The organism is Budvicia aquatica DSM 5075 = ATCC 35567 (genome assembly GCF_000427805.1).
GTDB lineage: Bacteria > Pseudomonadota > Gammaproteobacteria > Enterobacterales > Enterobacteriaceae > Budvicia > Budvicia aquatica.
The window spans coordinates 1-23773 of sequence record NZ_ATYS01000020.1; the positions used below are offsets into that span (position 1 = coordinate 1).

Annotated in this window: 19 protein-coding genes; 10 read left to right on the forward strand and 9 right to left on the reverse strand. The window is 47.7% G+C overall.

Annotation, left to right across the window (positions count from 1 at the left end):
* Positions 1-509: 509 nt before the first annotated feature.
* The 7 genes from phnE (YWE_RS0109880) to galR form a co-directional block, all read right to left on the reverse strand.
* Entirely contained in the window at positions 510-1343 is an 834-nt protein-coding gene (gene phnE / locus YWE_RS0109880) for a phosphonate ABC transporter, permease protein PhnE (protein ID WP_211230999.1), read from the reverse strand.
* A complete protein-coding gene (gene phnE / locus YWE_RS0109885; RefSeq protein ID WP_029094380.1) occupies positions 1340-2125 on the reverse strand; it encodes a phosphonate ABC transporter, permease protein PhnE in 786 nt (261 codons plus the stop codon). Before phnE (YWE_RS0109885) ends, phnE (YWE_RS0109880) begins: the two co-directional genes overlap by 4 nt.
* Positions 2113-2907 (reverse strand): phosphonate ABC transporter ATP-binding protein, encoded by a 795-nt coding sequence (phnC, locus tag YWE_RS0109890; protein ID WP_051323273.1) that lies wholly within the window; start codon positions 2905-2907, stop codon positions 2113-2115. Before phnC ends, phnE (YWE_RS0109885) begins: the two co-directional genes overlap by 13 nt.
* Before the next feature lie 95 nt (positions 2908-3002).
* On the reverse strand, positions 3003-4064 hold the full coding sequence (phnD, locus tag YWE_RS0109895; RefSeq protein ID WP_051323274.1) for a phosphate/phosphite/phosphonate ABC transporter substrate-binding protein: 1062 nt from the start codon (positions 4062-4064) through the stop codon (positions 3003-3005).
* Between the two features lie 191 nt (positions 4065-4255).
* Complete coding sequence (locus tag YWE_RS0109900; protein WP_211231001.1) at positions 4256-5632, reverse strand: sigma-54-dependent transcriptional regulator; 1377 nt, start codon at positions 5630-5632, stop codon at positions 4256-4258.
* A 2-nt stretch (positions 5633-5634) separates the two neighbouring features.
* Complete coding sequence (locus YWE_RS27035) at positions 5635-7545, reverse strand: ATP-binding protein (RefSeq protein WP_051323275.1); 1911 nt, start codon at positions 7543-7545, stop codon at positions 5635-5637.
* 287 nt (positions 7546-7832) lie between these two features.
* Positions 7833-8852 carry an HTH-type transcriptional regulator GalR gene (gene galR / locus YWE_RS0109910; protein ID WP_029094384.1) on the reverse strand — a complete coding sequence of 340 codons (1020 nt, stop codon included), beginning with the start codon at positions 8850-8852 and terminating at the stop codon, positions 7833-7835.
* Between the two features lie 410 nt (positions 8853-9262).
* Here galR and aas point away from each other — a divergent pair, with 410 nt between their 5' ends.
* Both aas and lplT read left to right on the forward strand, forming a co-directional pair.
* A complete protein-coding gene (gene aas / locus YWE_RS0109915) occupies positions 9263-11413 on the forward strand; it encodes a bifunctional acyl-ACP--phospholipid O-acyltransferase/long-chain-fatty-acid--ACP ligase (RefSeq protein ID WP_029094385.1) in 2151 nt (716 codons plus the stop codon).
* Between the two features lie 10 nt (positions 11414-11423).
* Entirely contained in the window at positions 11424-12632 is a 1209-nt protein-coding gene (lplT, locus tag YWE_RS0109920) for a lysophospholipid transporter LplT (protein ID WP_029094386.1), read from the forward strand.
* 103 nt (positions 12633-12735) lie between these two features.
* Here lplT and mutH read toward each other — a convergent pair whose 3' ends face one another.
* On the reverse strand, positions 12736-13422 hold the full coding sequence (mutH, locus tag YWE_RS0109925; protein ID WP_029094387.1) for a DNA mismatch repair endonuclease MutH: 687 nt from the start codon (positions 13420-13422) through the stop codon (positions 12736-12738).
* A 697-nt stretch (positions 13423-14119) separates the two neighbouring features.
* Between mutH and rppH the strand changes: the two genes are divergently transcribed.
* The 7 genes from rppH (at position 14120) to YWE_RS28975 (ending at position 18847) form a co-directional block, all read left to right on the forward strand.
* Complete coding sequence (rppH, locus tag YWE_RS0109930; protein WP_029094388.1) at positions 14120-14647, forward strand: RNA pyrophosphohydrolase; 528 nt, start codon at positions 14120-14122, stop codon at positions 14645-14647.
* A gap of 266 nt (positions 14648-14913) precedes the next feature.
* Positions 14914-15789, forward strand: a complete 876-nt coding sequence (gene lgt / locus YWE_RS0109935) for a prolipoprotein diacylglyceryl transferase (protein ID WP_029094389.1) — start codon at positions 14914-14916, stop codon at positions 15787-15789.
* 6 nt (positions 15790-15795) lie between these two features.
* A complete protein-coding gene (gene thyA / locus YWE_RS0109940; protein WP_029094390.1) occupies positions 15796-16590 on the forward strand; it encodes a thymidylate synthase in 795 nt (264 codons plus the stop codon).
* Between the two features lie 277 nt (positions 16591-16867).
* Positions 16868-17386 (forward strand): prepilin-type N-terminal cleavage/methylation domain-containing protein, encoded by a 519-nt coding sequence (locus tag YWE_RS0109945; protein WP_029094391.1) that lies wholly within the window; start codon positions 16868-16870, stop codon positions 17384-17386.
* Entirely contained in the window at positions 17380-17982 is a 603-nt protein-coding gene (locus YWE_RS0109950; protein ID WP_051323276.1) for a prepilin peptidase-dependent protein, read from the forward strand. The genes YWE_RS0109945 and YWE_RS0109950 overlap by 7 nt, the downstream gene beginning before the upstream one ends.
* Entirely contained in the window at positions 17979-18494 is a 516-nt protein-coding gene (locus tag YWE_RS27040; protein WP_051323277.1) for a YgdB family protein, read from the forward strand. The genes YWE_RS0109950 and YWE_RS27040 overlap by 4 nt, the downstream gene beginning before the upstream one ends.
* A complete protein-coding gene (locus tag YWE_RS28975) occupies positions 18482-18847 on the forward strand; it encodes a prepilin-type N-terminal cleavage/methylation domain-containing protein (RefSeq protein WP_051323278.1) in 366 nt (121 codons plus the stop codon). Before YWE_RS27040 ends, YWE_RS28975 begins: the two co-directional genes overlap by 13 nt.
* Positions 18848-18922: 75 nt before the next feature.
* Here the strand turns inward: YWE_RS28975 and YWE_RS0109965 are convergent, their stop codons facing one another.
* Complete coding sequence (locus YWE_RS0109965) at positions 18923-20020, reverse strand: NADH:flavin oxidoreductase/NADH oxidase (RefSeq protein WP_029094393.1); 1098 nt, start codon at positions 20018-20020, stop codon at positions 18923-18925.
* A 366-nt stretch (positions 20021-20386) separates the two neighbouring features.
* On the opposite strand from YWE_RS0109965, the gene recC reads away from it, so the two are divergent.
* On the forward strand, positions 20387-23773 hold the full coding sequence (gene recC, locus YWE_RS0109970; protein ID WP_029094394.1) for an exodeoxyribonuclease V subunit gamma: 3387 nt from the start codon (positions 20387-20389) through the stop codon (positions 23771-23773).

Genomic DNA, 23773 nt, shown 5'->3' on the forward strand with positions numbered 1-23773 from the left:
GAAGTCTCTTGATCAGGAGATCTGATCAAGAGACAGGTTTTTCAACGGGGTGACGACGAGAGTGTTCTATGCCATGTAATCCCACTCGAGAGTCATCCCTTTCTCCCGTTATCCCCGCGAAAGCGGGGATCCAGGTTTTAGCTAACAAGCTAGCGCTTGGCCTAAGGACTAGACCCCGTTTTTCAACGGGGTGACGACGAGAGTGTTCTATGCCATGTAATCCCACTCGAGAGTCATCCCTTTCTCCGTCATCCCCGCGAAAGCGGGGATCCAGGTTTTAGCTAACAAGTTAGCACTTAGCCTAAGGACTGGACCCCGTTTTTCAACGGGGTGACGACGAGAGTGTGCTATGCAATGTAATCCCACTCGATCGTCATCCCTTTCTCCGTCATCCCCGCGAAAGCGGGGATCCAGATTTTAGCTAACAAGTTAGCACTTAACCTAAGGGTTCGCCCCATTTTTCAACGGGAGGGACGACGATCGCGTTTCTTTGCTGACCTTCGGTTGGTTTAGATTAACTTCTTACGCACCCTGACGACAACCCATTCGGCCAATAATACAACCACTAAGATACTGACCAGAATGGTGGCAACTAACTGCCATTGGAACAGGTTCATCGCATCGTTTAGTACCACGCCGATACCGCCCGCGCCGACTAATCCTAATACGGCAGATTCCCGCACGTTAATGTCCCAGCGGAACAGTACGATGCTGAAGAATGCCGGAACAACCTGTGGCCAATAACCTTTAACTAAAATGCTGGGCATTGATGCGCCGGTGGCTCTTAGCGCTTCGATGCTACCCATATTGATCTCTTCCAGCGCTTCTGCCAACAGTTTTCCGACAAAGCCGACGGAGCGTAAGGCAACGGCCAGTACACCGGCGATAATGCCGGGGCCAAAAATAGCAACAAACAGCAGGGCCCATACCAGCGAGTTAACCGAACGTGAGGTCACCAAGAAAACCTGAGCTATCCAGTTTAGGATCCTTGAGTGGACCACGTTACGGGCATTTAATAACGCCAGTGGAATCGCCATTATCAGGCAGAGTAAAGTGCCTAAGGTTGCGATGTTTAAGGTTTCCATCAGGGCATGATGAATTGATGTCGGGTAAGCCGCGACATCCAATGGCCACATGCGTTCAAACATATCCATCATTTGAGTTGGTGCGTCATACAGAAACTCAGGAATCACCTCTACCGTTCTGACTGAGGCAATCAGCGAGGCCAGCATAATGAGATATACCAAATAGCGGGCGGCGCGCTGGAGAGGGGTAAAACGCTGATATTTTGGCGGTGTATCAGGTACCGATGGCTTATCCGCCAGAGATAATGACGTCATCATGCAAATACCCTCCGTACCAGATTAGATAAGGCTTCACCCAGTAAAATCAGGGCAATAATTGTAATCAGAATTGCGGTGACGAAGTCATAATCGAAGCGCTGGAACGCTGAGAATAGTGTTCCGCCCAAACCACCGGCACCCACTAAGCCCACCATGGTGGAGTTACGTAAGTTAGAGTCTAACTGGTAGGTTGAAAAACCAATAAATCGGGAGAAAACCTGAGGCAATACCGCAAATAAAATCACGCTGATAAAGCTGGCTCCGGTAGCCCGAATAGCTTCAACCTGCTTTAAAGAGATCTCTTCAATGGCTTCGGCAAACAGTTTGGCAATAAAGCCGATAGACGCAACGATTAGGGTAAGAATACCGGCCAGCGCGCCAAAGCCGACAGACTTAACAAACAGAATTGCGATGATAACCGGGTGGAAAGTCCGGCAGATGGCAATAACAACCCGGGCCGGAATACTGATAACGTTAGGCATCATATTACGCGCGGCGAACAGGCCGACAAACAGAGAAATAACGATACCGGCGGCGCTGGCGATAATGGCAATTTGCAAACTTTCCAGCAAGTCGTTCAGTAATAGTTCCCAGCGGGTAAAGTTAGGTGGAAACATGCGTCCGAGCAGGCGTTCGGCATGCTCCATACCGATAGCAATCCGCTCCATGCTAACGCCCATAATACTAAAGGCATAAATCACATAGGCGGCAACGACAACTGACCCCAGCCTGACCAGCCAGTTAGTCTTAAACGGGTTTTGATGGGTATTTATACCAGCCATGATTCACCTCCATAGATCTCTTTGAGGTGGCTATCGGTGATGCCCTGAGCCGGGCCGTCATAGACTATTCGCCCTCCGCTCATTCCGATAATGCGTTTGGCAAAGCGCTGAGCCAGCTTAACGTCGTGGATATTAACCAGCGTTGGAATACCTTTGCTGGCGGCCAGCGTATCCATCAGTTCCATAATTTCTACCGCTGTCTTGGGATCCAGAGATGAAGTCGGCTCATCGGCCAGTAAAATATGCGGGTTCTGCATCAGGGCTCGGGCAATACCGACTCGCTGACGTTGCCCGCCAGACAGGCTATCGGCACGCTGTGTGGCAAAATCGGTTAGTCCGACGTGATGGAGCAACTCAAAGGCCCGGTCGATATCTTCTTGCAGAAATTTACGCCGCCATGCCTGCCACGCATTCATATATCCCAAACGGCCGGTTAATACGTTTTCAATTACGCTTAGCCGTTCGACCAGATTGTACTCCTGAAATACCATGCCAATTTGGCGGCGCAGGTGGCGTAAGGCTTTGCCCTGAACTTTAACCAGATCGGAGTGTTGGAACAGAATCTCTCCGGTTGTTGGCGTAATTAATCGATTGATACAGCGCAGCAGCGTACTTTTCCCGGTGCCGGAAGGGCCGATAATGGCAATAATTCCCGGTTGCTCAATGGATATATTGATATCTTTTAGAATCGGCTTACCTGCACGGTAAGAGTGATTCAACTGGTTAATGGTTAAATAGTTCTTAGGTTGAACTTGAGGCTGGATTCCGGCTGATATTGTCATAGTAATAGGCCTCCTGCGGGATAGCGAATGGCTATCCCAGACAGTAAAAAGAAAGTAATGTGGGTAAAAGTGAAAGCTTGTCTATCCGAATGCGATTACTGCTTAGCAGGCGCCTCGGCTTCACGTTTCTTTTTCGCTGCGTCAGCGGCTTCTTTCTCGGCTAACTGCTGTAGGCCATTTTTGCTATAGGCAGTGCCGGTGGCTGAAGCGATTTCACGAACCACTCCCCAGTCATCTTTGTAGTTAATGGCATAGAAGCGATCGGCACCGCCAAAGGTTTCTTGCATTTCAGGCGGGAACCGATAGGTGGTAAAGGCATCTTTAATTTTGGCAACCAGCTCAGGATCTAAATCGTAAGCGTAACCAAAGGCTGAGGTCGGGAAGCGGGCGCTGGTATAGATTGTCCGGAAATCGGCTGCTTTAACGCGTCCGGCTTCTACCATGCGCTCATACACATCGGAGGCAACCGGTGCGGCATCGTAGTCACCGCTTAATACCCCCATCACTGATTGGTCATGCTTACCGGAATAAACCACTTTGTAGTCTTCATCCGGGGTAATGCCAATTTTCGGGAACAGTGCACGCGGCGCCAGGTTACCGGAGTTAGATGAAACGGAGGTATGGGCGACAACTTTGCCTTTTAGGTCATCCATAGTTTTATACGGGCTGTCGGCCTTAACCAGCACGATTAAGTTATAACCCTGGAACTCTTTTTCAGTGCCTTTTACCGCGATAGGAACATAGCCAGCCAGGTTAACCGCATAGCCGGTCGGGCCGGTAGAGAACCCGGCGATATGCAGCCGGCCTGAGCGCATTGCTTCGACCTGTGCTGAGTTTGAATGAACGGAATAATAAATCACCTTTTTGCCGGTCTTATCAGATAGATATTTCTGGAAGTCAGCAAAGGCATCCTTATAAACGGCAGGATCTTCTACCGGAGTATAGCTAAACACCAAGGTGCCCGGATTTTTCCACTCTTTAGGATCGGTCGGAGTATCGGCCACCATATCCCGATTTTCATCACAATAGCGATCGTCCAGATCTCCGCGATAGCTACAGGTTGCCGCCGAAACGGATGACATAAAGAGCAGACTGCCGGTCAATAATGCTGAGACGGATAACCACCGGGATAACTGTTTGGTTTTAAGTTTGGTCATTGTTACGTCCTCATTGATGCTATGTAGGGTAAGTTTTTTTGTTCTTGTATAACGACTAGGTCGTTTAGGTGTTCATTTATAACAAAGCAATAACAATGCCAACATAAAATTAACAATAACTGCGCGGTTCTAAAGGGACTCAGTTAGCCGTAAGGGGAAAAATAAGGACAAAAGTGTCCTTATTTTACGGTTCATGAGGACATTATTGTCCTCCCCAGGCTACGGAAGATGCGTTTATTCAAACCATGTTTCTTCATTTTGCGGTAAAGGGTTTTTCGGGTCAGGTTCAAGTGTGTGGCGACATCGTTCAGCTCTCCGGCGCATATTTCCAACGTAGAGATCAATATCTTCTTTTCGTAGGTATCCAGATGGTGTTCAAGATCGGCAATATCGACTACCGGTGCCGGTATTTCTTCATTCAGATTAATGCCGTCACCGGGGATCCCGAGTACGTAGCGGTTTGCCACATTCTTGAGCTCTCTGATGTTGCCCGGCCAAAGGTAGCTTAATAGCTTATTTTGTTGGCTAATTTTCAGCGTAGGTGTCTCCCGTTGATACTGGAGAGCGGCTTGCTGACAGAAGAATTCAAACAGCAACAAGATGTCATTCTCCCGCTCGCGCAGGGGAGGAATATGTAAGTTAGCCACATTGAGCCGGTAGAGCAGGTCGGAGCGAAAGCGCCCTTGGTGGCTGAGGGTAACCAAGTCCATTTTACTGGCGGCCAAAACGTGGATATTGACCGGAATTAGCTGATGGCTGCCAACGCGCTCAATAGTGCGGGTCTGGAGCACGCGCAGTAGCCTAACTTGAGCGACGAGCGGCATACTTTCTATTTCATCGAGAAACAGCGTACCGCCGTTGGCGGCTTCAATTTTACCAATATGTCGTTTTTGGGCCCCGGTAAAAGATCCTGCTTCATGGCCGAATAACTCACTCTCCAGTAAGTTCTCCGGCATTGCTCCGCAGTTAATGGCAATAAAGGGCTTATCAGCCCTTGGCCCGCTATGGTGAATAGCGTCGGCAACGACATCTTTTCCACTGCCTGTTTCGCCATAAATCAGGGTATCAACCTGAGCCTGAGCTAAAACCATCGCCTGCTGGCGGAGATATTGTATTGCCGGTGAGCGGCCAATAATTTTTTGCGTCATATATTCTGCGTGGGCTGACGCGGGCTGGCTTTGGCTATTCATTTGCAAATAGGCCTGACGGCGGTTAAGGGCAAGTTCAGTCTGGCGAAATAGCTGTTCTGAATTAATCGGCTTTTCCAAAAAGTCTTGGGCACCTTCTTTCATGGCCTGAATCGCCAGTGGAATATCCGCATGGCCGCTCATCAGGATCACCGGTAATTGATTATCCAGCTGTTGTACGGCGGCTAAAAGCTGGAGCCCGTCGATATCCGGCATGCGGATATCACTCAAGACGATGCAGGATGAGTGAGTAGCGATATAGTCCAAGGCTTCCTGAGGGCGGTTAAACTCCCGACAGCTGAAACCGGCAATACCCAGCATTTCAGCCAGACTCTCTGACATGCAAGGATCGTCATCAACAATAATAATTTCAATATTCATCATCAATCCTCTGTGTTGTCGCCTGATTCCGGTGGCGGAACTAATCTCAGCCTGAGAGAAAAACAGGTATAAGCACTGCGGCTACTGACCAGTCGGAGGTGTCCGCGGAGATCCTGCATAATGTTGTAACTAATCGATAAACCGAGTCCCAGACCGTTGCTGGCGGTTTTTTGTGAAAAGAATGGATCAAAAATGCGGCCGGCATGCTCAGGTGCGATCCCGCAGCCATTATCTATTACCAGTATCTCGACCCAGTGTTCAAGGCGTTGCCAGGCAATAATAATTTTTGGCTGAGCAACTGACGAGATGGCATCAATCGCATTAGACAGCAAATTCACCAGAACCTGCTCAAGGCGTATTGCTTCGGCCGAAGCCCAAATGTCATTCAGCGATTGATCCTTCTGCTCAGGATTAACCGGCTGAATCTGTAGGTCAATTCCCTGCTTGCTGACCTGAACCAACTCAATTGCGGCACATAGCACAGTTTTCAGGTGAACCGGAGAGAGGTTGTTATCAGCCTTTCTGGCAAAGCTTTTAAGGTGATGAGTGATATGGCTGACTTTATCCAGCAGTTGCCTAAGCTGGTCGATTTTGCGCTTTATCTGGGTAGCATCATTTTGTTGCAGGTAGTGGTTCAGGCTAAAGATATAGTTGCGCATTGCCGCCAGTGGCTGATTAATTTCGTGAGTAATCGAGACACTGAGCTGACCTAACGCAGCGAGTTTTCCTGCCTGAACCAGTTCTTCCTGAGCCAGCGCTAGCTGGTGTTCAGCCTGGCGGCGTTCATCAGTTTCTTGCTGTAGCTGCCAGCGGGTTTGCTCTGCCCGCAAAGCAGATTGCTGAAATATAGCCAGATCCTTAGCCATTGAACTAATTTCGTCGTTGCCCAGAATAATAATCGGGGTATTCAGCTCGCCTTTGGCGATGCTTTTCATATTGCTCTGCAAAGTGCGAATCCGATTAATAATACTGCGACGGACATACAGCCATGACAGCGTAATAACTAAAATAAGGCTGACCAATGACAGACCCAGCGTTAAGCGGCTAGCCTGAGCTACTGATTGAGTGGCGGCCGACAGTTCAGTATCAATAAGCCGGTTGACCTGCTGGCTGTAATAGCTGATTTGCTTGGCGAGTTGTTGCACATAGCGCTGGTTATTGGTCATCAGAAATGAGAGTTGATAGGAGAGATCCAGTTCCTGATTTTTATAGCTAAATAGCTGGCCCTCTCTGGAGGTTAAAGCCAGTAGCTGAATCAATTGTTGGTATTGCTCGGCAGACAAGCTTTTGTCAAAGGAGGCCTGACCTGCAATTTTCTTACCCATATCTTCTATGCGCAGAAAGGTGTAGTCGAGTTCGTTAAAGCTTTGGGCTGCGGCTACTTTTTCAATAAAGCCGGCTAAAAAAGCCAATTCTAACTGCCAGCGCTGGCGTTCAGGCTTCCCCTGATTAAATTGCTCCAGCCAAGGCTCAAATTGCAAATTCAAGCTTTGAGTTTGCTGATGGGTTCCGGCTATGGCTGATGCTTTCAGCGTTGCCACCTGATACAGCACCATAATAGTTTGTCGGATCTGGGTATTTAATTCGAGAAAGTAGCGGTCTCTGTCGGGGAGTTGGCGCATCCACTCATCCATTTGATTTAGCGTATGCAGTAACTCATTTTTGACCTGATCCCGTTCTTGTTGATTTTCGGCCATCAGCAGTGCAGAGGCTAGGCTAACAACCTGCCGGCTCTGGTCATTTAACTGGGTGGCGGCAAACAGCGCCCCGATATGATTCTGATGTAGGGTAGTAAGGCGGGATTCTAAGTCCGCATGGCTACGCAGGCTTAAGCCTGTCGCCATAAGGGTCATGGTTGCCAATAATGAAAATGCAAACAGCAAGCGCCCGCCAATACCAATACGCCAGTTCATAAACCGCCATAGAAAATAATGTCTGAATGTTACAATACTGGCGTATATGTTGTTTGTTTGTAAAATGAAGGGCGCAAATAGTGATAGATGAATCGTGTCACCAATGTGTTATTGGGCTGTGATCCAATATGCGATACCAATAAGAGGTACTGCTTTGATGCTTCTTGGCTATTTTGCAACCACGGTAGGGTATGTATCGCCAGACTGCGGGCAATTAATCAACGGATGAGTTAGCGGAAGAATGTTAGATTCTGGAAATGGGCTGCAAAAATAGTCGAAGTGAAACGTTAACTATCCTTATCCGTACTGATTAACCCCGATACTGAATGCCGTTTTACTAAGGTTGGATTAAATAAGTTAGTGACGTCCGGCAGCAGTTTTCCCTGTGCCAGCGCCAGCGCAAGTTCCGCCGCCTGAGTCGCCATAGAAACGACCGGATATCGGACGGTCGTCAGGCCGGGCCGGAGGTAGCGGGCAATCAGTACATCATCAAAGCCTATCAGCGACATATCTTGCGGAACCTGGATATTGTTATCGCTGAGCACTGAGAGTGCACCGGCAGCCATGGTGTCGTTGTAACAAACCACCGCAGTAATTTTTTGATTTCTCTCTAACAGTTCAATCAAGGCCTTTTCGCCACCGACCTCATCAGGCGAGCCGTAAGCAATACGTTTTTCCGTAATGGCAATTTGATGCTCGGTTAGTGCATCCCGATAGCCTTGCAGGCGGTCTTCGGCGTCAGAAATTTTATGGTCTGAACAGATAATGCCTATATTGCGGTGGCCCTGTTGAATCAGATAATTAGTTGCCAGCCGGGAGCCATAACGATCGTCTAATGCAACGCAACGACTTTCCAGCCCCGGCAGAATCCGATTAATCAGCACCATGCCGGGAATTTGTTGCATCAGCCCGCGTAATTCATCGTCTGACAAGGTTTTTGCATGGACTACCAGCGCTTCACACTGATGGCGGATAAGCTGCTCTATTGCCTGGCGCTCTTTGTGTTCATCGTGGTAACCGTTACCGATTAGCAAAAAGTTCCCGCTGGCGTAAGCCACTTGTTCGGTCGCTTTAACCATGGCACCAAAGAAGGGGTCTGATACGTCACAAACAATAAGACCTATCGTGCCGGTAGTTTGGCGGGCAAGCGCTCGGGCATTGGCATTAGGATGGTATTGCAGGCTTTCCATCGCGTTAAGCACCGCTTCACGGGTAACGCCTTTGGCTTTTGGTGAGTTGTTAATGACGCGAGATACCGTGGCAACAGAAACACCTGCCAGCTTAGCCACATCTTTGATCGTCGCCATAATGATTTCCCACCAAAATAAAAGTAAACGATTACATTGCTAAGTCTCACGGAAAATAAGGGTATTGGCAATATGTGAAAGCTAGAAATGAGAGAAAATACACGAATTACACGGTTAGTTACACTTTGTCGGTCAATGTTTCGTTTTGGCACTGGCTGGATTTGATTGAGTGAACTAAATTCAGTATCCCAGAGGTATTTATTGGTGAATATCCAACGTTCGCGTTGGAACCATTTACTGGATTACACCGACCTACGCGGATGCGTAGGTTTTTTTTTGCCTGTGAGGTGTTTTGGTCGTTTTTTATTCATTTGAAACGCGAATAATGCACTGTGAACAAGAAATAGATTGTCTTAGATAGTGAATGGATGCTATCAACGCATATCGCGCTGGCTATAGGGAAATTTCATATGATGGTCCGGTTTCTACGTTTTGTTTTTCGCCTCTTTTTTCGCGTTAGCGTCAAAGGTGATTTATCCAGTTTTAGCAAAGAGCGTTTATTGATAACGCCTAACCATCTTTCATTTCTCGATGGTGTTCTGCTCGGGCTTTTTCTGCCCATTAAACCTGTTTTTGCTATCTATTCCAACGTAACCGATCGTTGGTTTATTCGGATTATTCGGCCTTATATTGATTTTGCGCCGATGGACCCGAGTAACCCAATGGCAATTAAGTCCCTGATTCGACAAATCGAAAAAGGCCGCCCGATTGTTATTTTTCCGGAAGGACGAATCACAGTTACCGGTTCACTAATGAAGATTTATGACGGTGCTGCTTTTATTGCGGCAAAGTCGGATGCAACCGTTATTCCGGTCTGGCTTGAAGGTGCCGAGTTCAGCTTCTTTGGCCGTTCCAAAGGAATTTTTAAGCTACGCCTGTTTCCTAAAATCACCATTCACGTTCTTCCTGATACTAAAGTGTCTATGCCTGAAGCCCCGACGTCTACTGAGCGCCGTAAATTGGCCGGTGAGCATTTACATCAGGTGATGATGGATGGCCGTATGGCAACCCGTAAATCCAAAACGCTGTATGAAGCCTTCTTGGATGCTAAGTCCTGCTACGGCGGGGGCCAGACCATCATTGCTGATATCGCAATGAAGAATGACACCTATCGCACATTGCTAAAAAAATCTCTCGGCCTGAGTCGGATTATTGGCAAAGTCAGTGAGCAGGGTGAGCATGTTGGCCTGCTATTACCCAATACTATTGTTACGGCTGCCGCTATTTTTGGAACTTCTCTCAGCGGTCGAATACCGGCAATGCTTAACTATACCGCGGGTGTTAACGGTCTGAGCAGCGCACTGAAAGCGGCTGAAATTAAAACTATTATTACCTCCCGCCAATTTTTAGAAAAAGGTCAACTGACCTATTTAGCCGAGCAGGTTACAAACGCTAAGTGGTATTACCTTGAAGATATGAAAGATATGTTGACCCAGGAGGATAAATTCTGGGTCGTCAAACATCTGTTTTTCCCGCGTCAGGCAATGGCACCCCAAAAACCAAGTGATGCAGCCGTTGTGCTGTTTACCTCTGGGTCTGAAGGCAACCCGAAAGGCGTGGTTCATTCTCACAATAGCCTATTAGCTAACGTTGAGCAGATTCGCACCGTGGCTGATTTTACGCCAAAAGATAAGTTTATGTCGGCGTTGCCTCTGTTCCACGCTTTTGGTTTAACCGCGGGTCTGTTCACTCCGTTAATTACCGGTAGCCGGATATTTCTCTATCCTAGCCCGTTACATTACCGAATTGTGCCCGAGCTTATTTACGACCAAAACTGTACGGTGATGTTTGGTACTCCGACCTTCCTGAATAACTACGCCCGTTTCGCTCATGTCTATGACTTTGCCCGCTTACGCTATGTGGTAGCCGGCGCGGAGAAGCTGTCAGCGGCAACCCGTGAAGTTTGGCAGGAGAAGTTCGGTATTCGTATTCTTGAAGGCTATGGCGTGACGGAATGTGCTCCGGTGATTGCCATTAACGTGCCGATGGCGGCTAAGTCTCATACCGTGGGTAAAATACTGCCGGGAATGATTGCCCGACTGATTAAAGTGCCCGGAATCGAAGAGGGCGGCCGGTTGCAGGTTAAAGGCCCTAACATCATGAAAGGCTATCTGCGGGTTGAGAAACCCGGCGAGCTTGAGCCGCCTGTTGCTGAGAATCAGCAAGGCGAGATGGAAGAAGGCTGGTACGATACCGGTGATATCGTCACCTTTGATCAGGAAGGCTTCTGTACCATTAAAGGTCGGGTTAAACGCTTTGCTAAAATAGCCGGTGAAATGGTTTCGCTGGAAAGCGTTGAGCTGATTGCGAGAAAAGTCGCTCCGGATGCCGATCATGCAGCAACCGCAGTGACCGATCTGGCTAAAGGTGAATCGCTGGTGTTATTTACCACCTCGCAAGCGCTGGCGCGGGATGTATTATCTAAAGCAGCACAGGAGCTCGGATTGCCGGGGCTGGCTGTTCCAAGAGATATCAGAGTCATCAGCGCACTGCCATTATTAGGCAGTGGTAAACCGGACTATGTCACCCTGAAACGGCTGGCAGAAGAGCCAACGGAGTAAAGGCGTAAATATGACAACCATTGATGTTACACCTAAGCCGCTATTGAGTCGGGGCATGGTCGCGGTAACCAGCGCTCAGTTTTTTTCGGCATTTGGTGATAGCGCCCTGTTTTTTGCTACCTTAGGCATACTGATTCAGGAAAAATACCCGCTGTGGAGCCACTCCACGCTACAGATGTTATTTATTGTGGCTTATGTGGCGTTGGCTCCGTTTGTCGGGCAAATTGCCGATAGTTTTTCCAAAGGCAGAGTCATGATGTTTGCTAACGCCATTAAGTTATTAGGTGCGGCAATTATTATTGGCGGGCTGGATCCTTTTGTCGGCTATACCTTAGTCGGGATTGGGGCTACGGCTTACTCTCCGGCTAAATACGGCATTCTTGGCGAGATCACTCATGGCGATCAACTGGTTAAAGCTAACGGTCTGATTGAGTCTTCGACGCTGGCAGCCATTTTAGTTGGTTCGCTGATGGGGGGCTGGCTGGTCGATATCAGCCCTTACTTTGCGTTAGCGATGTGCTGTGTGGTCTATGCGGCTGCCGTTATCTCTAACTGCTATATTCCACGGCTGAAAGCTGCACGCCCGGGCGCACGCTGGAATCTGGTTGAGATGATTAAGCGCTTTGCTACCGCCTGTAAGGTGCTGTGGCAGGACGACGAAACACGCATGTCATTAGTCGGTACCAGCCTATTTTGGGGCGCGGGAATTACCTTACGCTTCTTACTGATCCTTTGGGTACCTATTGCGCTGCATATGGAAGGGTTACTTACCCCAACGCTATTAAATGCGATGGTCGCGGTGGGTATTGTGATCGGAGCAGCGGCTGCGGCTAAGTGGATTACGCTAAAAACGGTTAACCGTTGTATTCCGGCAGGCATCCTGCTGGGCATTGGCGTGGTGTGTTTTATCCTACAGGAAAGTTATGTTCTCTCTTACGTGATTCTTATGCTAGTCGGTGTGTTCGGCGGCTTCTTTATTGTGCCGCTAAATACCTTATTACAGGATCGAGGTAAACAGACGGTCGGTGCGGGCAATGCCGTTGCGGTACAGAACTTTGGTGAAAATACATCAATGTTACTGATGCTTGGCCTATATACGCTGGCCGTTAAAGCCGGAATGCCCGTTGTTGTCATTGGTTGTATCTTCGGCAGCCTGCTGGCACTGTCAATCGGCGGACTGTGGATCGTTCAGTTAATGAAAAAGAAGAAAATAGCTTAATGAGTTATTTCTAAGTCGCTATCCCGATGCTTGTCGGGATAGCGACTATTTCGAGCGGTGAATTCCGCGTAAGCAAACGTATAAACATAGCCCGCTTTCGTCGCTATAAATCAAAATATCTCGCCAACAGTGCCCGAGTAAATTCCTTCTTAAGGTAAAACCCCCTTGGCAGTGTCATAATCGGTTGCCCCTGTTCGCCTATGGCTTCGGTCAGGACTCTGCTGTTTGCTGCCTTAGGACGAATCTGAAGGACTTCTCCATGGCGTGCAGTGATAGATTCGACTTTGCCTAAGACGATCAGATCCATCAGCTCTTCCCAATCGTGACGAAGCTGCCGTTCTTCTTGCTCATTCGGACTCCAGAGCAGGGCGGTCCCGATCCTTCGTTCAGCGAGTGGAATACTTCTCTCTCCTTCAACCGGTACCCACAATACCCGACACAGTTTTTTCCTCAGGTGGGAGCTTTCCCATGTAATGCCGTTATTACCCGTTAGAGGGGCTACGCAAACAAAGGTGGTCTCCAGCGGGTTTCCTTTGGAATTAACCGGGATGGTTTTTAATTCAACGCCCAAATGAGGAAAGTCCTGTTCGGGTTTGCTACCTGCACTGGCACCAAGATAACGCTCTAGCAGCATGCCAACCCAACCCTTATCTCGCTTAAGATCTTCGGGGATCGGCATTCCGGCCAGGCTGGCCAACTCCTTCATGGTATATCCTGCCAGCGCGATTGCCCGCTGGTACAGCTCTGGTTCGCTGTCTGGAATAGTTAAAGGTAATAAATCATTATGCATGGCTAACCCATTCTTAACTGGTCTAAATACATACAATAAAAAATACAGGATAGATCTTTAAAATTACACTAGTGGATAACTAAACTAATTATGTGATTTATAAGATGAATTTATCATTCTAACCGCTATTTAAATTTGCCGCACTGGATTTTATATTTAATAAGCCACCGACAGTGAACAGGATCTTACACCATGTTATCCACAGATATCTTGGATAAGTGTACAAAAGTGGGATCACTGGTTCAATTTACAGCCTTGACGTGAGGCTATATTTGGGCATTAGCCACGCTGGTGTTCAACTTTTTACCATTATCTGTGGATAAAAACGACGGTGAGCATTTTTTACTCATGAAGGATCCGTTTAGAGATCTAAGTCACGTTTCTATAGGCTGTGTATAACTATTTTCGTGGTTATTATATTGAAAAATATAAATAATATTTTTATATCATTAGCAGGGGGAGATAATGTTATATCGGGTTCTACCCATATTGTTCTCCGGTTCTTCACATAGATACCCACAGTTAAAGTGAATAACATTGGGTGAAAATAGCGTAGCCTGTTTATAACTTTTAATTTTTGTACAAGTTATTCTTTTTGCAATTATCATCAGTCGATGTAAAGCAGAGGTTTACCGCCTGTACGTTGTGTGAAACAATCAGGCTATCTTTAAGATTTATGCTTATTTGAGGTAGTCCGGTGATCGATGATGATGGCTACCGCCCGAATGTTGGTATCGTAATCTGTAATAAGCAAGGACAAGTGTTGTGGGCTCGCCGTTATGGTCAGCACTCATGGCAATTTCCACAGGGGGGAATAAACCTCGGTGAAACGCCAGAACAAGCAATGTACCGTGAGCTTTTCGAAGAAGTTGGACTGAGTCGAAAAGATGTGCGGATCCTAGGTTATACGCGAAACTGGTTACGATATAAGTTACCTAAACGTTTGGTGCGTTGGGACACAAAGCCCGTATGTATTGGTCAAAAGCAAAAATGGTTTTTGTTACAGCTACTGAGTAGTGACGCAGATATCAATATGCAACGCAGCAGTACGCCTGAGTTCGATGGCTGGCGCTGGGTGAGTTATTGGTATCCTGTCCGCCAGGTTGTCTCATTTAAACGCGATGTTTATCGCCGCGTGATGAAAGAGTTTTCACCAATAGTGATGCCATTGCAGGAAGTTAAGCCACAAAAAACGCATCCGGCTTATCGCCGTAAAAAAGGATAGCGTACTTCCCGGCAGGTAAAATGATTGATCCGTTAGCCTCACCTAAAGCGTGGGGCTAACTTATTTTTAACCATCTGCGGTATATGGGAGCTTAAAGCCCATGACTGTCAGCAGATGTCTTAAAAAGTAAATGATTGTGAATACGGCAAGTGTGACGCCTATTGTCGGTTTTGCTATGCTATCATGACAAAATCTATGCGTTTTTTAACGTAAGACTAATCCCTAATTTAACCCCAAGCCAACATTGAAATGTACTGTGGTGATTGATGAATCCTAGCTTTTTGGAATTTCCTAAATTTGATCCGGTTATCTTCTCATTAGAGCCTGCGCTGCCACTATCGCTGCGCTGGTATGGCATGATGTATCTGGTCGGATTCGTTTTTGCCTTATGGTTGGCAAACCGACGCGCTAAAATGCCGAACAGTGGCTGGACTAAAGATGAAGTTGAGAATCTTCTGTATGCCGGCTTCCTCGGTGTATTTGTTGGCGGTCGTCTTGGCTATGTACTGTTTTATGATTTTCCTTCCTTTTTGGCTAATCCGCTTTATCTGTTTAAAGTTTGGGAAGGTGGAATGTCGTTCCACGGCGGCCTGTTAGGGGTGATTGCCGTAATGTTCTGGTTTGCTCACCGCACCAAACGCACATTCTTTCAGGTTTCTGATTTTATGGCTCCGCTGATCCCTTTCGGCCTCGGTGTTGGTCGGTTAGGTAACTTTATTAACGGCGAACTGTGGGGACGGGTTACCGACTTCTCATGGGCGATGTATTTCCCGACGTCGAGAATAGCTGACCAGCTATTTGTTGAACAGAACCCACAATGGCTACCGTTTATGAAAGACGGTATGTTGCCTCGACACATGTCACAGCTGTATGAAATGTTCTTGGAAGGCATAGTACTGTTTATTATTCTCAACCTGTTTATTCGTAAGAAGCGCCCGATGGGAAGCGTATCCGGGTTGTTCTTAATCGGTTATGGCTCATTCCGCTTTATCATTGAATTCTTCCGTCAGCCGGATGCTCAACTGGGGCTATTTAGCATTTTCAGTATGGGGCAACTGCTCTCTTTACCGATGGTAATCGCTGGTATTTTGATGATGGTTTGGGCATATCGCTGCCCTAAATCGAAGCAACAACAGGCATAAAAAACTATGAAACAGTATCTGGAATTAATGCATAAAGTCCTGAATGAGGGCGCGAATAAATCAGATCGTACCGGAACGGGTACGTTATCCATCTTTGGTCATCAGATGCGTTTCAATCTGCAGGATGGGTTTCCTCTGGTTACCACTAAGCGTTGTCATTTACGCTCAATTATTCATGAACTGTTATGGTTTCTGAAGGGCGAGACTAATATTGCCTACCTGCACGAAAATAACGTCAGCATTTGGGACGAATGGGCTGATGAAAATGGGGATTTAGGCCCGGTCTACGGTAAGCAATGGCGTTCATGGGGTGCCGCAGACGGTAGCCATATTGACCAGATTACTAAAGTTGTTGAGCAGTTAAAGAGCGATCCTGACTCCCGCCGGATTATTGTTTCAGCATGGAACGTGGGTGAACTGGACCAAATGGCGCTGGCACCTTGCCATGCATTCTTCCAGTTTTATGTTGCTGATGGAAAGCTGTCTTGCCAACTGTATCAACGTTCGTGTGACGTGTTCCTTGGCCTGCCGTTTAACATCGCCAGCTATGCGCTATTTGTTCATATGATGGCTCAGCAGTGCGATCTGGAAGTCGGCGATTTTGTCTGGACCGGCGGTGATACTCATCTGTATATGAACCACATGGATCAAACTCATTTACAGCTGAGTCGTGAACCACGTGCGCTACCTAAGCTGGTGATTAAGCGTAAACCTGAATCAATTTTTGATTATCGTTTTGAAGATTTCGAAATTGAAGGTTACGATCCGCATCCGGGTATTAAGGCTCCGGTAGCCATTTAATTACGCTTTATCCGCTAGCTACTGAATCCCTGATATGGCCCCGTCTATCGGGGTTTTTTTTAGCTTTTTTAACGTAGTTTAATTCAATTTCAGCGTAAGTTTCATTTGCATAATTAATATCGGAATAACTACACCAACGCTTAAGTCATCATAATTTTGCAGGCCAGCCCGCAGCGTTTTGCAACGGGCTAGTGGCTTAATAAAATGATTTAGCCTTGGCTTGCATAAATACCTTCCTGTTTTACGCCTGCGTAATTACTTTCGTTATCCTGCTGTGATGACAATAAACACGGATAATAATGAAAGCGGAATGACGCTAATCGAAATGATGTTAGTCATCGCGATTATGGCCATCTTAACCAGCAGCGGCTTAAATAGTTGGCAAAATTACCAGCAGAGAACTTTGTTGGAACAGGCCAGCGCAGGCGCATTAGCCTTTATGGCTCAGGTTCAATTTGCTGCCGACTGGCGAAATAGCGCCTATCGGTTACGTATTGGACGGCGCGGAAACGTCGGCTGTATTAGCGCAGGATTACAGGCTGAAAGCAGCGACTGTCACTCAGAGGTCGGTCTGATCTTTAGATTACCGGATCCGGGGCTGAGTTTGGAGATTGCCCAGTCTGATATTGGGCTGGGTTTTTATGGCCTGCGCAATACTGCCGGTAGCGGGCATTTAGTGGTGTCTAATCAGGCCGGTCGGGTGCGGTTAGTTATCTCAGCGAAGGGGCGATTGCGCCGCTGTAGTGAGAAAGTCGCCGGCCAGTCGCCTTATCTGCCGGGTATTGTTTCATGCTGATATCAGTTAAAAACAGTCAGCAGCAGGGTTTCTCTTTGCTGGAGATGTTGATTGCTATGCTGCTAAGCAGTTTGATGATGGTTAGCGTAGCGGCGATGTATCCGACTTTACAGCATCAGAGTCAATCCTTATACCGGCTATATCGCCTTGAGCAATCTATGCGGCAGGTATTGAGAGCAATAGGGAAGGATATGCAAAGAGCCGGGTTCTGCTATGCGCAAACTGCGGTAGGCGGTGGTAAAAGCATCAGGTTGAGTGCCCATCCTCAGTCTCCCCCAAACTCCTGCCTGTTAATTGAATATGATTTAAACCATAACGGTACCATTGAACCTCCCGGAACGGATAGTGCTGAGCAATTCGGCTATCGCTGGCTGGCAGGTAGTATTGAACAGTATCGTGGAGCCACTGGGTGTAGCGGAACCGGATGGGACAAATTGTTAGATCCGGCAGAGATCGTCGTGACTGAATTTCAGGTAATCCGCACAGATAGGGGTAATCAGCATTATTTCACCCTAACGCTGGCCGGTTACTGGCATAAATGGCCTGAATTACAACGACGGATGAGTACCCGTATCAAAGTGAAAAACCAGATATGAGTTTATATCCTTCAGTCGGTCTGCTGCGACAGCAAGGTTTTAGTACGATTGCCATGGTAATGATGCTGATGTTATTCGGCATGCTGATGCTGAACGGACTTAGCGGTCAGCTAACTACTCAGGTCAAAATTTATGGCGATGAGCGGCGCTATCTTAAAGCTTATAATCAGGCTCTTTCATCACTGGCATGGGGATTCTCACTGCAATGGCCGGCTGCTAAAGCTGGCTGGCAGTGTCAGCGATTAGCCAGTGACGGTTTATCGGCCTGCCTTCGTAGCACCGATAACAATGGAGTATTAATTCGCGGTTCTGGCACTTTAGGATTCGGCGAGCCTGATTTGGCGTTATTTCAACGAGGTCGCCAAAACGAAGGCGGGGACCCGGCTATTAATTTTATCCCACTTACCCATGGATATACTGATTTTTGCCCTTTGGCTTCACCTGCTGACTGTGAACCTTCTCTTGAATCAAAAATTAACGTTAACGGTTCGGGAGGCGGATGGTATCGATAGGTTGGATAAATTCGAAGCTGGCAGAGCCTGAATCGAGTGCCGGTTTCAGCCTGTTGGAAGTGTTGATTGCCATGGTGCTGTTTTCGATTTCTTTACTCGGACTGTTAAATTACCAGCAGGTTCTGATTGCTCAATTTAACCATTATGCCAACGCTCAGCACGCATGGCGTTTGGCTAATCAGGCGTTAGATATTTATCCGGCAGCTATTGAGAATGAACAAAAACTACAGGCAGGGTTATGGATGCTGAATGTTAATGCCATTTCTATGCCGTCAGGATGTGAAAAAGTTATTGCTCAGGTCACCGCCCCGGGCAATATTGATGTCACTTTAGTCAGGTGGATTTGTCGCTAAAAGCAGATACCGTTGCTGGTATATAAAGTCTTTAGCCCCTTGTAAAGACAGGGCTATTGATGGTTATTAATATGGTTATCGATCGGAGAACAGATTCTTAACCATGTGTGGCTGGGAGCGCCAATACTGTTTAGGCGCTGTAACCTGAGCACCTAATGCCGCTGCCGCATGCCATGGCCAGCGGGGGTTATAAAGAATTCCTCGCGCCAACCCGACCATATCGGCTTCACCGGTTGCGATAATGGCTTCTGCCTGTTCCGGCTCGGTTATCAGGCCGACGGCAATCGTCGGCATACCGACTTTAGCTTTAATCTGGCGGGCAAACGGAACCTGATAGTTAGGGCCTACGGGAATATGTTGTTGGACGGATAATCCACCGCTGGACACGTGGATATAGTCGCAGCCCAGTTCTTTAAGCTTATGGCACAGGATAAGGGATTGCTCTAAGTCCCAGCCGTTTTCAACCCAGTCGCTAGCTGATATTCGTACTCCGACCGCTTTATTCGCCGGGAAGACTTTTCGAATGGCAGAGAACACGTCCAACGTCAGGCGCATACGGTTTTCCAACGAGCCGCCGTACCGATCTTCACGGTGATTAGAAATAGGCGACAGGAACTGATGTAACAGGTAACCGTGGGCCGCATGAATTTCGATGAGGTCAAAACCCATTTTGTCAGCTCGTTTGGCTGAGTGAGCGAAGGACGCAACAATAGAATCTATGCGTTCTTTGGTAAGGGCTTCGGGCTGAGCCGAATTGCTATCAAAGGCAATCGCTGAGGGTGCAACCGGCTGCCATCCTCCATTTTCTGGTTTTACTGCCGGGCCGGATATCCATGGTGCCGGCATTGATGCTTTACGGCCTGCGTGAGCTAACTGGATACCTAACGGCATAGAGGAATACTTTTTTATTCCCTGAATAGTTTCTGACAGCGCCAGTTCTGTTTCATTATTCCACAGCCCGATATCCTGTGGTGAGATTCGTCCTTCAGGTTCTACCGCAGTAGCTTCTACAATCAATAAACCGGCACCAGAAACGGCTAACTGTCCTAAATGCATGGCGTGCCATTCGGTAGTTTTGCCATCGATCGCCGAGTATTGGCACATTGGTGCAATGATAATTCGGTTCGGAATAGTGACGGGACCTAGCTTAATCGGGGTAAATAACTGGCTCATATTTGACACCTCGTTAGAGTAAATGGTGGCCGATATCGATAGATTAAAGCGTTGCATGCCAAATGGCTGAAATACATTCAGCACACAATAATGTCGGATATTAAAAATAATATACCAGCATCATTAAGTGAAAGGGGCAGCCCTTCGTGCTATCTCACCGTAAAGTTTCAGGTGACTGCGAGCCGAATTATTTTGGCTGGAGATTAAGGCAGGCTGGCGAGGAATAATTTCGTCATTAATCGGTTAAAACAGGTATCCTGCTGTATTGCTTTACAGACCAGTCCATAAGATTGAAAATTGTCTTATAATTTAATCCGATTCGGCGCTTTCTAGCACCGAACGGACCGATATAACTCAGGAGCCCGGATGTTCACGGTTTATCACTCAAATCAGCTCGATTTGCTTAAAACGCTGACTACGGCACTTATCGCCGGTAAACCGCTGTCCGATCCTTTTGCCAGAGAAATTATTCTGGTTCAAAGCCACGGCATGGCCCAATGGCTACAAATTGAACTTGCCAACGAATTGGGTATTGCGGCAAATATTGAGTTTCCTTTACCGGCTTCCTTTATCTGGCAGATGTTTACCAAAGTGCTGCCGGGAATTCCTCAGGAAAGCGCATTTAGTAAAGATGCCATGACGTGGAAGCTGATGTGGCTCTTACCACCCATGCTTGAGCAGCCTGAGTTTTCGGCATTAAAAGGCTACCTGAGTGATGATGAGGATATGCGTAAGCGCCATCAGCTAGCCGGCCGGATTGCCGACCTTTTTGACCAGTATTTAGTTTATCGCCCGGAGTGGTTACAGCGCTGGCAACAGAATGAGCTGGTGAACGATCTTGATGATGCCCAGATTTGGCAGGCACCGCTATGGCGGGCATTGATTGATTACACCGAACGCCTGCAGCAGCCGGGCTGGCATCGGGCCAACTTATATCAACGCTTTATTGATACCTTGAACCAGCCGGATTTTTCCGCTGAGGTGCTACCTCACCGGGTATTTATCTGTGGTATTTCGGCGCTTCCGCCGGTCTACTTACAGGCCCTTCAGGCTCTGGGACAACATATAGATGTGCACCTGATGTTTACCAATCCCTGCCGCTATTATTGGGCGGATATTCAGGACTATGCCTTTTTAGCTAAATTGCAGGCACGTAAGCGTAAACATATTAAAAAAGGCCAGGATATTGGCCTGTTCCGGTCGCCGGAAACTGCGAGCTCGCTGTTTGATGAGCAGGGCAATCAGCAACTCAATAATCCGCTGCTGGCAAGTTGGGGTAAGCTTGGGCGCGATAATCTCTATCTGCTGGCTCAGCTCGATAAAATGCAGGAAGTCGATGCGTTTGTTGATATCGAATCTGACAGCTTATTGCATCGTATTCAATCAGATATTCTCTCGCTTGACGACCGGGCATTAATCATCAATAGCCCTGACTCCCCGCTGGACAGCTGTGATAAACGCATTCTTGATCCAGATGACCGTTCAATAAGTACTCACGTTTGCCACAGTGCTCAGCGCGAAGTTGAAGTTCTCTACGATCAACTGCTGGCGATGCTCGATAATGACCCGACGCTGACCCTGCGGGATATTATTGTGATGGTGGCGGATATCGATAATTACACGCCTTATATTGAAGCGGTATTCGGCAATGCTCCGGCGGATCGCTATCTTCCTTATGCGATTTCAGACAGAAGCGCCAGTCAGGCTCATCCGGTATTAACTGCGTTTTTAAGCCTGCTGGACCTACCGGATAGCCGGTTTACTGCCGAAGATATTCTCACCTTATTGGAAGTTCCGGCTCTGGCGATGCGTTTTCAAATTGATGAAGACGGGCTGCGCATTTTACGTCAGTGGGTTGAAGATTCAGGCATTCGTTGGGGCTTAGATGACGATATGGTCAGCGATCTTGAACTGCCGCCAACCGGCCAGCATACTTGGCAATTCGGCCTGACCCGGATGTTGCTTGGCTATGCGATGGATAGCCAGCGTGGCGATTATCAGGGCGTTCTTCCCTATGATGAATCCAGCGGTTTAATTGCCAGCCTCGCCGGTCAATTAGCCGAGTTTCTGATGCAGCTAGCCATTTGGCGCAACAAGCTAAAACAATCTAGAACGCTGACTGAATGGTCGCCGTTCTGCCGTGAACTGGTCGATTCATTCTTTATTACTGATGTTGAAACTGAGCCGGTATTAGCCCTGATTGAGCAACAGTGGCAAAAACAGATCGGTTTTGGCCTGGAGGCCCGTTATCAGGACCTCATTCCGTTAACTATTTTGCGCGATGAACTCTCTGCCCGTTTAGATAATGAACGTATCAGCCAGCGCTTTTTGGCCGGGCCGATTAACTTTTGTACGCTGATGCCGATGCGTTCTATTCCATTTAAAGTGGTTTGCCTTTTGGGAATGAATGACGGCGTTTATCCGCGAACATTACCGCCTTTAGGGTTCGATTTAATGGCTCGGAAACCGCTGCGCGGCGATCGAAGCCGGCGTGACGATGACAGATATCTGTTTCTTGAAGCATTGATTTCGGCTCAGCAAAAGCTCTATATCAGCTTTATCGGCCAATCGATTCAGGATAACAGCCCGCGCTATCCTTCGGTGCTAATCAGTGAATTATTGGAATATATATCGCAGAGCCATCGACTGCCTGACGACCGGCATCTGGACTTAGAGCAGAGTGCTTTGAAGGTATATCAGCATTTGCTTTGCCAGCACGCTCGCGTGCCGTTCAGTGAGCAGAATTTTGTTAGCGGTAGTGAGCAGCAGAGCTATGCCAGCGAGTGGCTACCGGCAGCCGGTAGAGCGGGTATTCCTCATGCAGAGTTTAGTACCGACCTGGATGAGCTGGAACTGAAACGGGTTGAGCTTGAGGATCTGCGGCGCTTTTACCGTAATCCGGTCAGGGCATTCTTTCAGCAACGGCTGAGAGTGAACTTCTCTCTGGATGAGACTGAATTGCCTGATGAGGAGCCTTTTCTTGTCGACAATCTGCAACGCTATCAAATGAACGTGATGCTGCTTAACAGCTTGATTGAAGATCAGGATCCTGCCGCTTTGTTTTCCCGAGCACGGGCCGCAGGAGAACTGCCTTTTGGGGCATTTGGTGAGCTATTTTGGCAGGGGCAAAGTGAAGATATGGCCGAACTGGCCGAGGTGGTTAAACAACATAAACTGCCCGCTCAAAGTATTGAGTTTGAGCATAATATTGCCGGTCTTGAAATAACCGGCTGGCTACATCAGGTTCAGGCTGACGGAATATTACGCTGGCGGCCGGCGGAGTTGTCGGTTATTGACGGCATGCTGTTGTGGCTTGATCATTTGGTGTATTGCATCAATGGCGGCAGCGGTGAAAGTCGTATGTTCGGGCGAAAAAATAGTGAATGGCGCTTTGCGGCCATGCCGACAGAACAGGCGGAAGAGATATTTGCTGAATGGTTAAACGGATATGTGCATGGATTGAGTACTCCGCTATTACTCTTACCTAAAAGCGCATGGGCATGGCTAACTAACTGCTATGATCAGAGTTCTGGTCGCATTTTGTGGGATGAAGAAATACAGCAAAAGGCCAGACAAAAGCTGATTCAGGTCTGGCAGGGCGGGCAGCAGGTTACCGGTGAAGGTGAAGACCCTTATCTGATGCGATTATTCAGGGTGATGGATGATAAACGTTACCAACAGATTATCAGCGATAGCCAACCCTATTTATTTACGCTGATTCGCCACAAGTTAGAAAATCAAAAATCTGGCTAA

What these genes read in the sequence shown, in the direction of transcription:
- phnE (WP_211230999.1), bottom strand. Translation starts at nt 1,343, where the DNA reads ATGATGACGTCATTATCTCTGGCGGATAAGCCATCGGTACCTGATACA.
- phnE (WP_029094380.1), bottom strand. Translation starts at nt 2,125, where the DNA reads ATGGCTGGTATAAATACCCATCAAAACCCGTTTAAGACTAACTGGCTG.
- phnC (WP_051323273.1), bottom strand. Translation starts at nt 2,907, where the DNA reads ATGACAATATCAGCCGGAATCCAGCCTCAAGTTCAACCTAAGAACTAT.
- phnD (WP_051323274.1), bottom strand. Translation starts at nt 4,064, where the DNA reads ATGACCAAACTTAAAACCAAACAGTTATCCCGGTGGTTATCCGTCTCA.
- YWE_RS0109900 (WP_211231001.1), bottom strand. Translation starts at nt 5,632, where the DNA reads ATGAATATTGAAATTATTATTGTTGATGACGATCCTTGCATGTCAGAG.
- YWE_RS27035 (WP_051323275.1), bottom strand. Translation starts at nt 7,545, where the DNA reads ATGAACTGGCGTATTGGTATTGGCGGGCGCTTGCTGTTTGCATTTTCA.
- galR (WP_029094384.1), bottom strand. Translation starts at nt 8,852, where the DNA reads ATGGCGACGATCAAAGATGTGGCTAAGCTGGCAGGTGTTTCTGTTGCC.
- aas (WP_029094385.1), top strand. Translation starts at nt 9,263, where the DNA reads ATGATGGTCCGGTTTCTACGTTTTGTTTTTCGCCTCTTTTTTCGCGTT.
- lplT (WP_029094386.1), top strand. Translation starts at nt 11,424, where the DNA reads ATGACAACCATTGATGTTACACCTAAGCCGCTATTGAGTCGGGGCATG.
- mutH (WP_029094387.1), bottom strand. Translation starts at nt 13,422, where the DNA reads ATGCATAATGATTTATTACCTTTAACTATTCCAGACAGCGAACCAGAG.
- lgt (WP_029094389.1), top strand. Translation starts at nt 14,914, where the DNA reads ATGAATCCTAGCTTTTTGGAATTTCCTAAATTTGATCCGGTTATCTTC.
- thyA (WP_029094390.1), top strand. Translation starts at nt 15,796, where the DNA reads ATGAAACAGTATCTGGAATTAATGCATAAAGTCCTGAATGAGGGCGCG.
- YWE_RS0109945 (WP_029094391.1), top strand. Translation starts at nt 16,868, where the DNA reads ATGACAATAAACACGGATAATAATGAAAGCGGAATGACGCTAATCGAA.
- YWE_RS0109950 (WP_051323276.1), top strand. Translation starts at nt 17,380, where the DNA reads ATGCTGATATCAGTTAAAAACAGTCAGCAGCAGGGTTTCTCTTTGCTG.
- YWE_RS27040 (WP_051323277.1), top strand. Translation starts at nt 17,979, where the DNA reads ATGAGTTTATATCCTTCAGTCGGTCTGCTGCGACAGCAAGGTTTTAGT.
- YWE_RS28975 (WP_051323278.1), top strand. Translation starts at nt 18,482, where the DNA reads ATGGTATCGATAGGTTGGATAAATTCGAAGCTGGCAGAGCCTGAATCG.
- YWE_RS0109965 (WP_029094393.1), bottom strand. Translation starts at nt 20,020, where the DNA reads ATGAGCCAGTTATTTACCCCGATTAAGCTAGGTCCCGTCACTATTCCG.
- recC (WP_029094394.1), top strand. Translation starts at nt 20,387, where the DNA reads ATGTTCACGGTTTATCACTCAAATCAGCTCGATTTGCTTAAAACGCTG.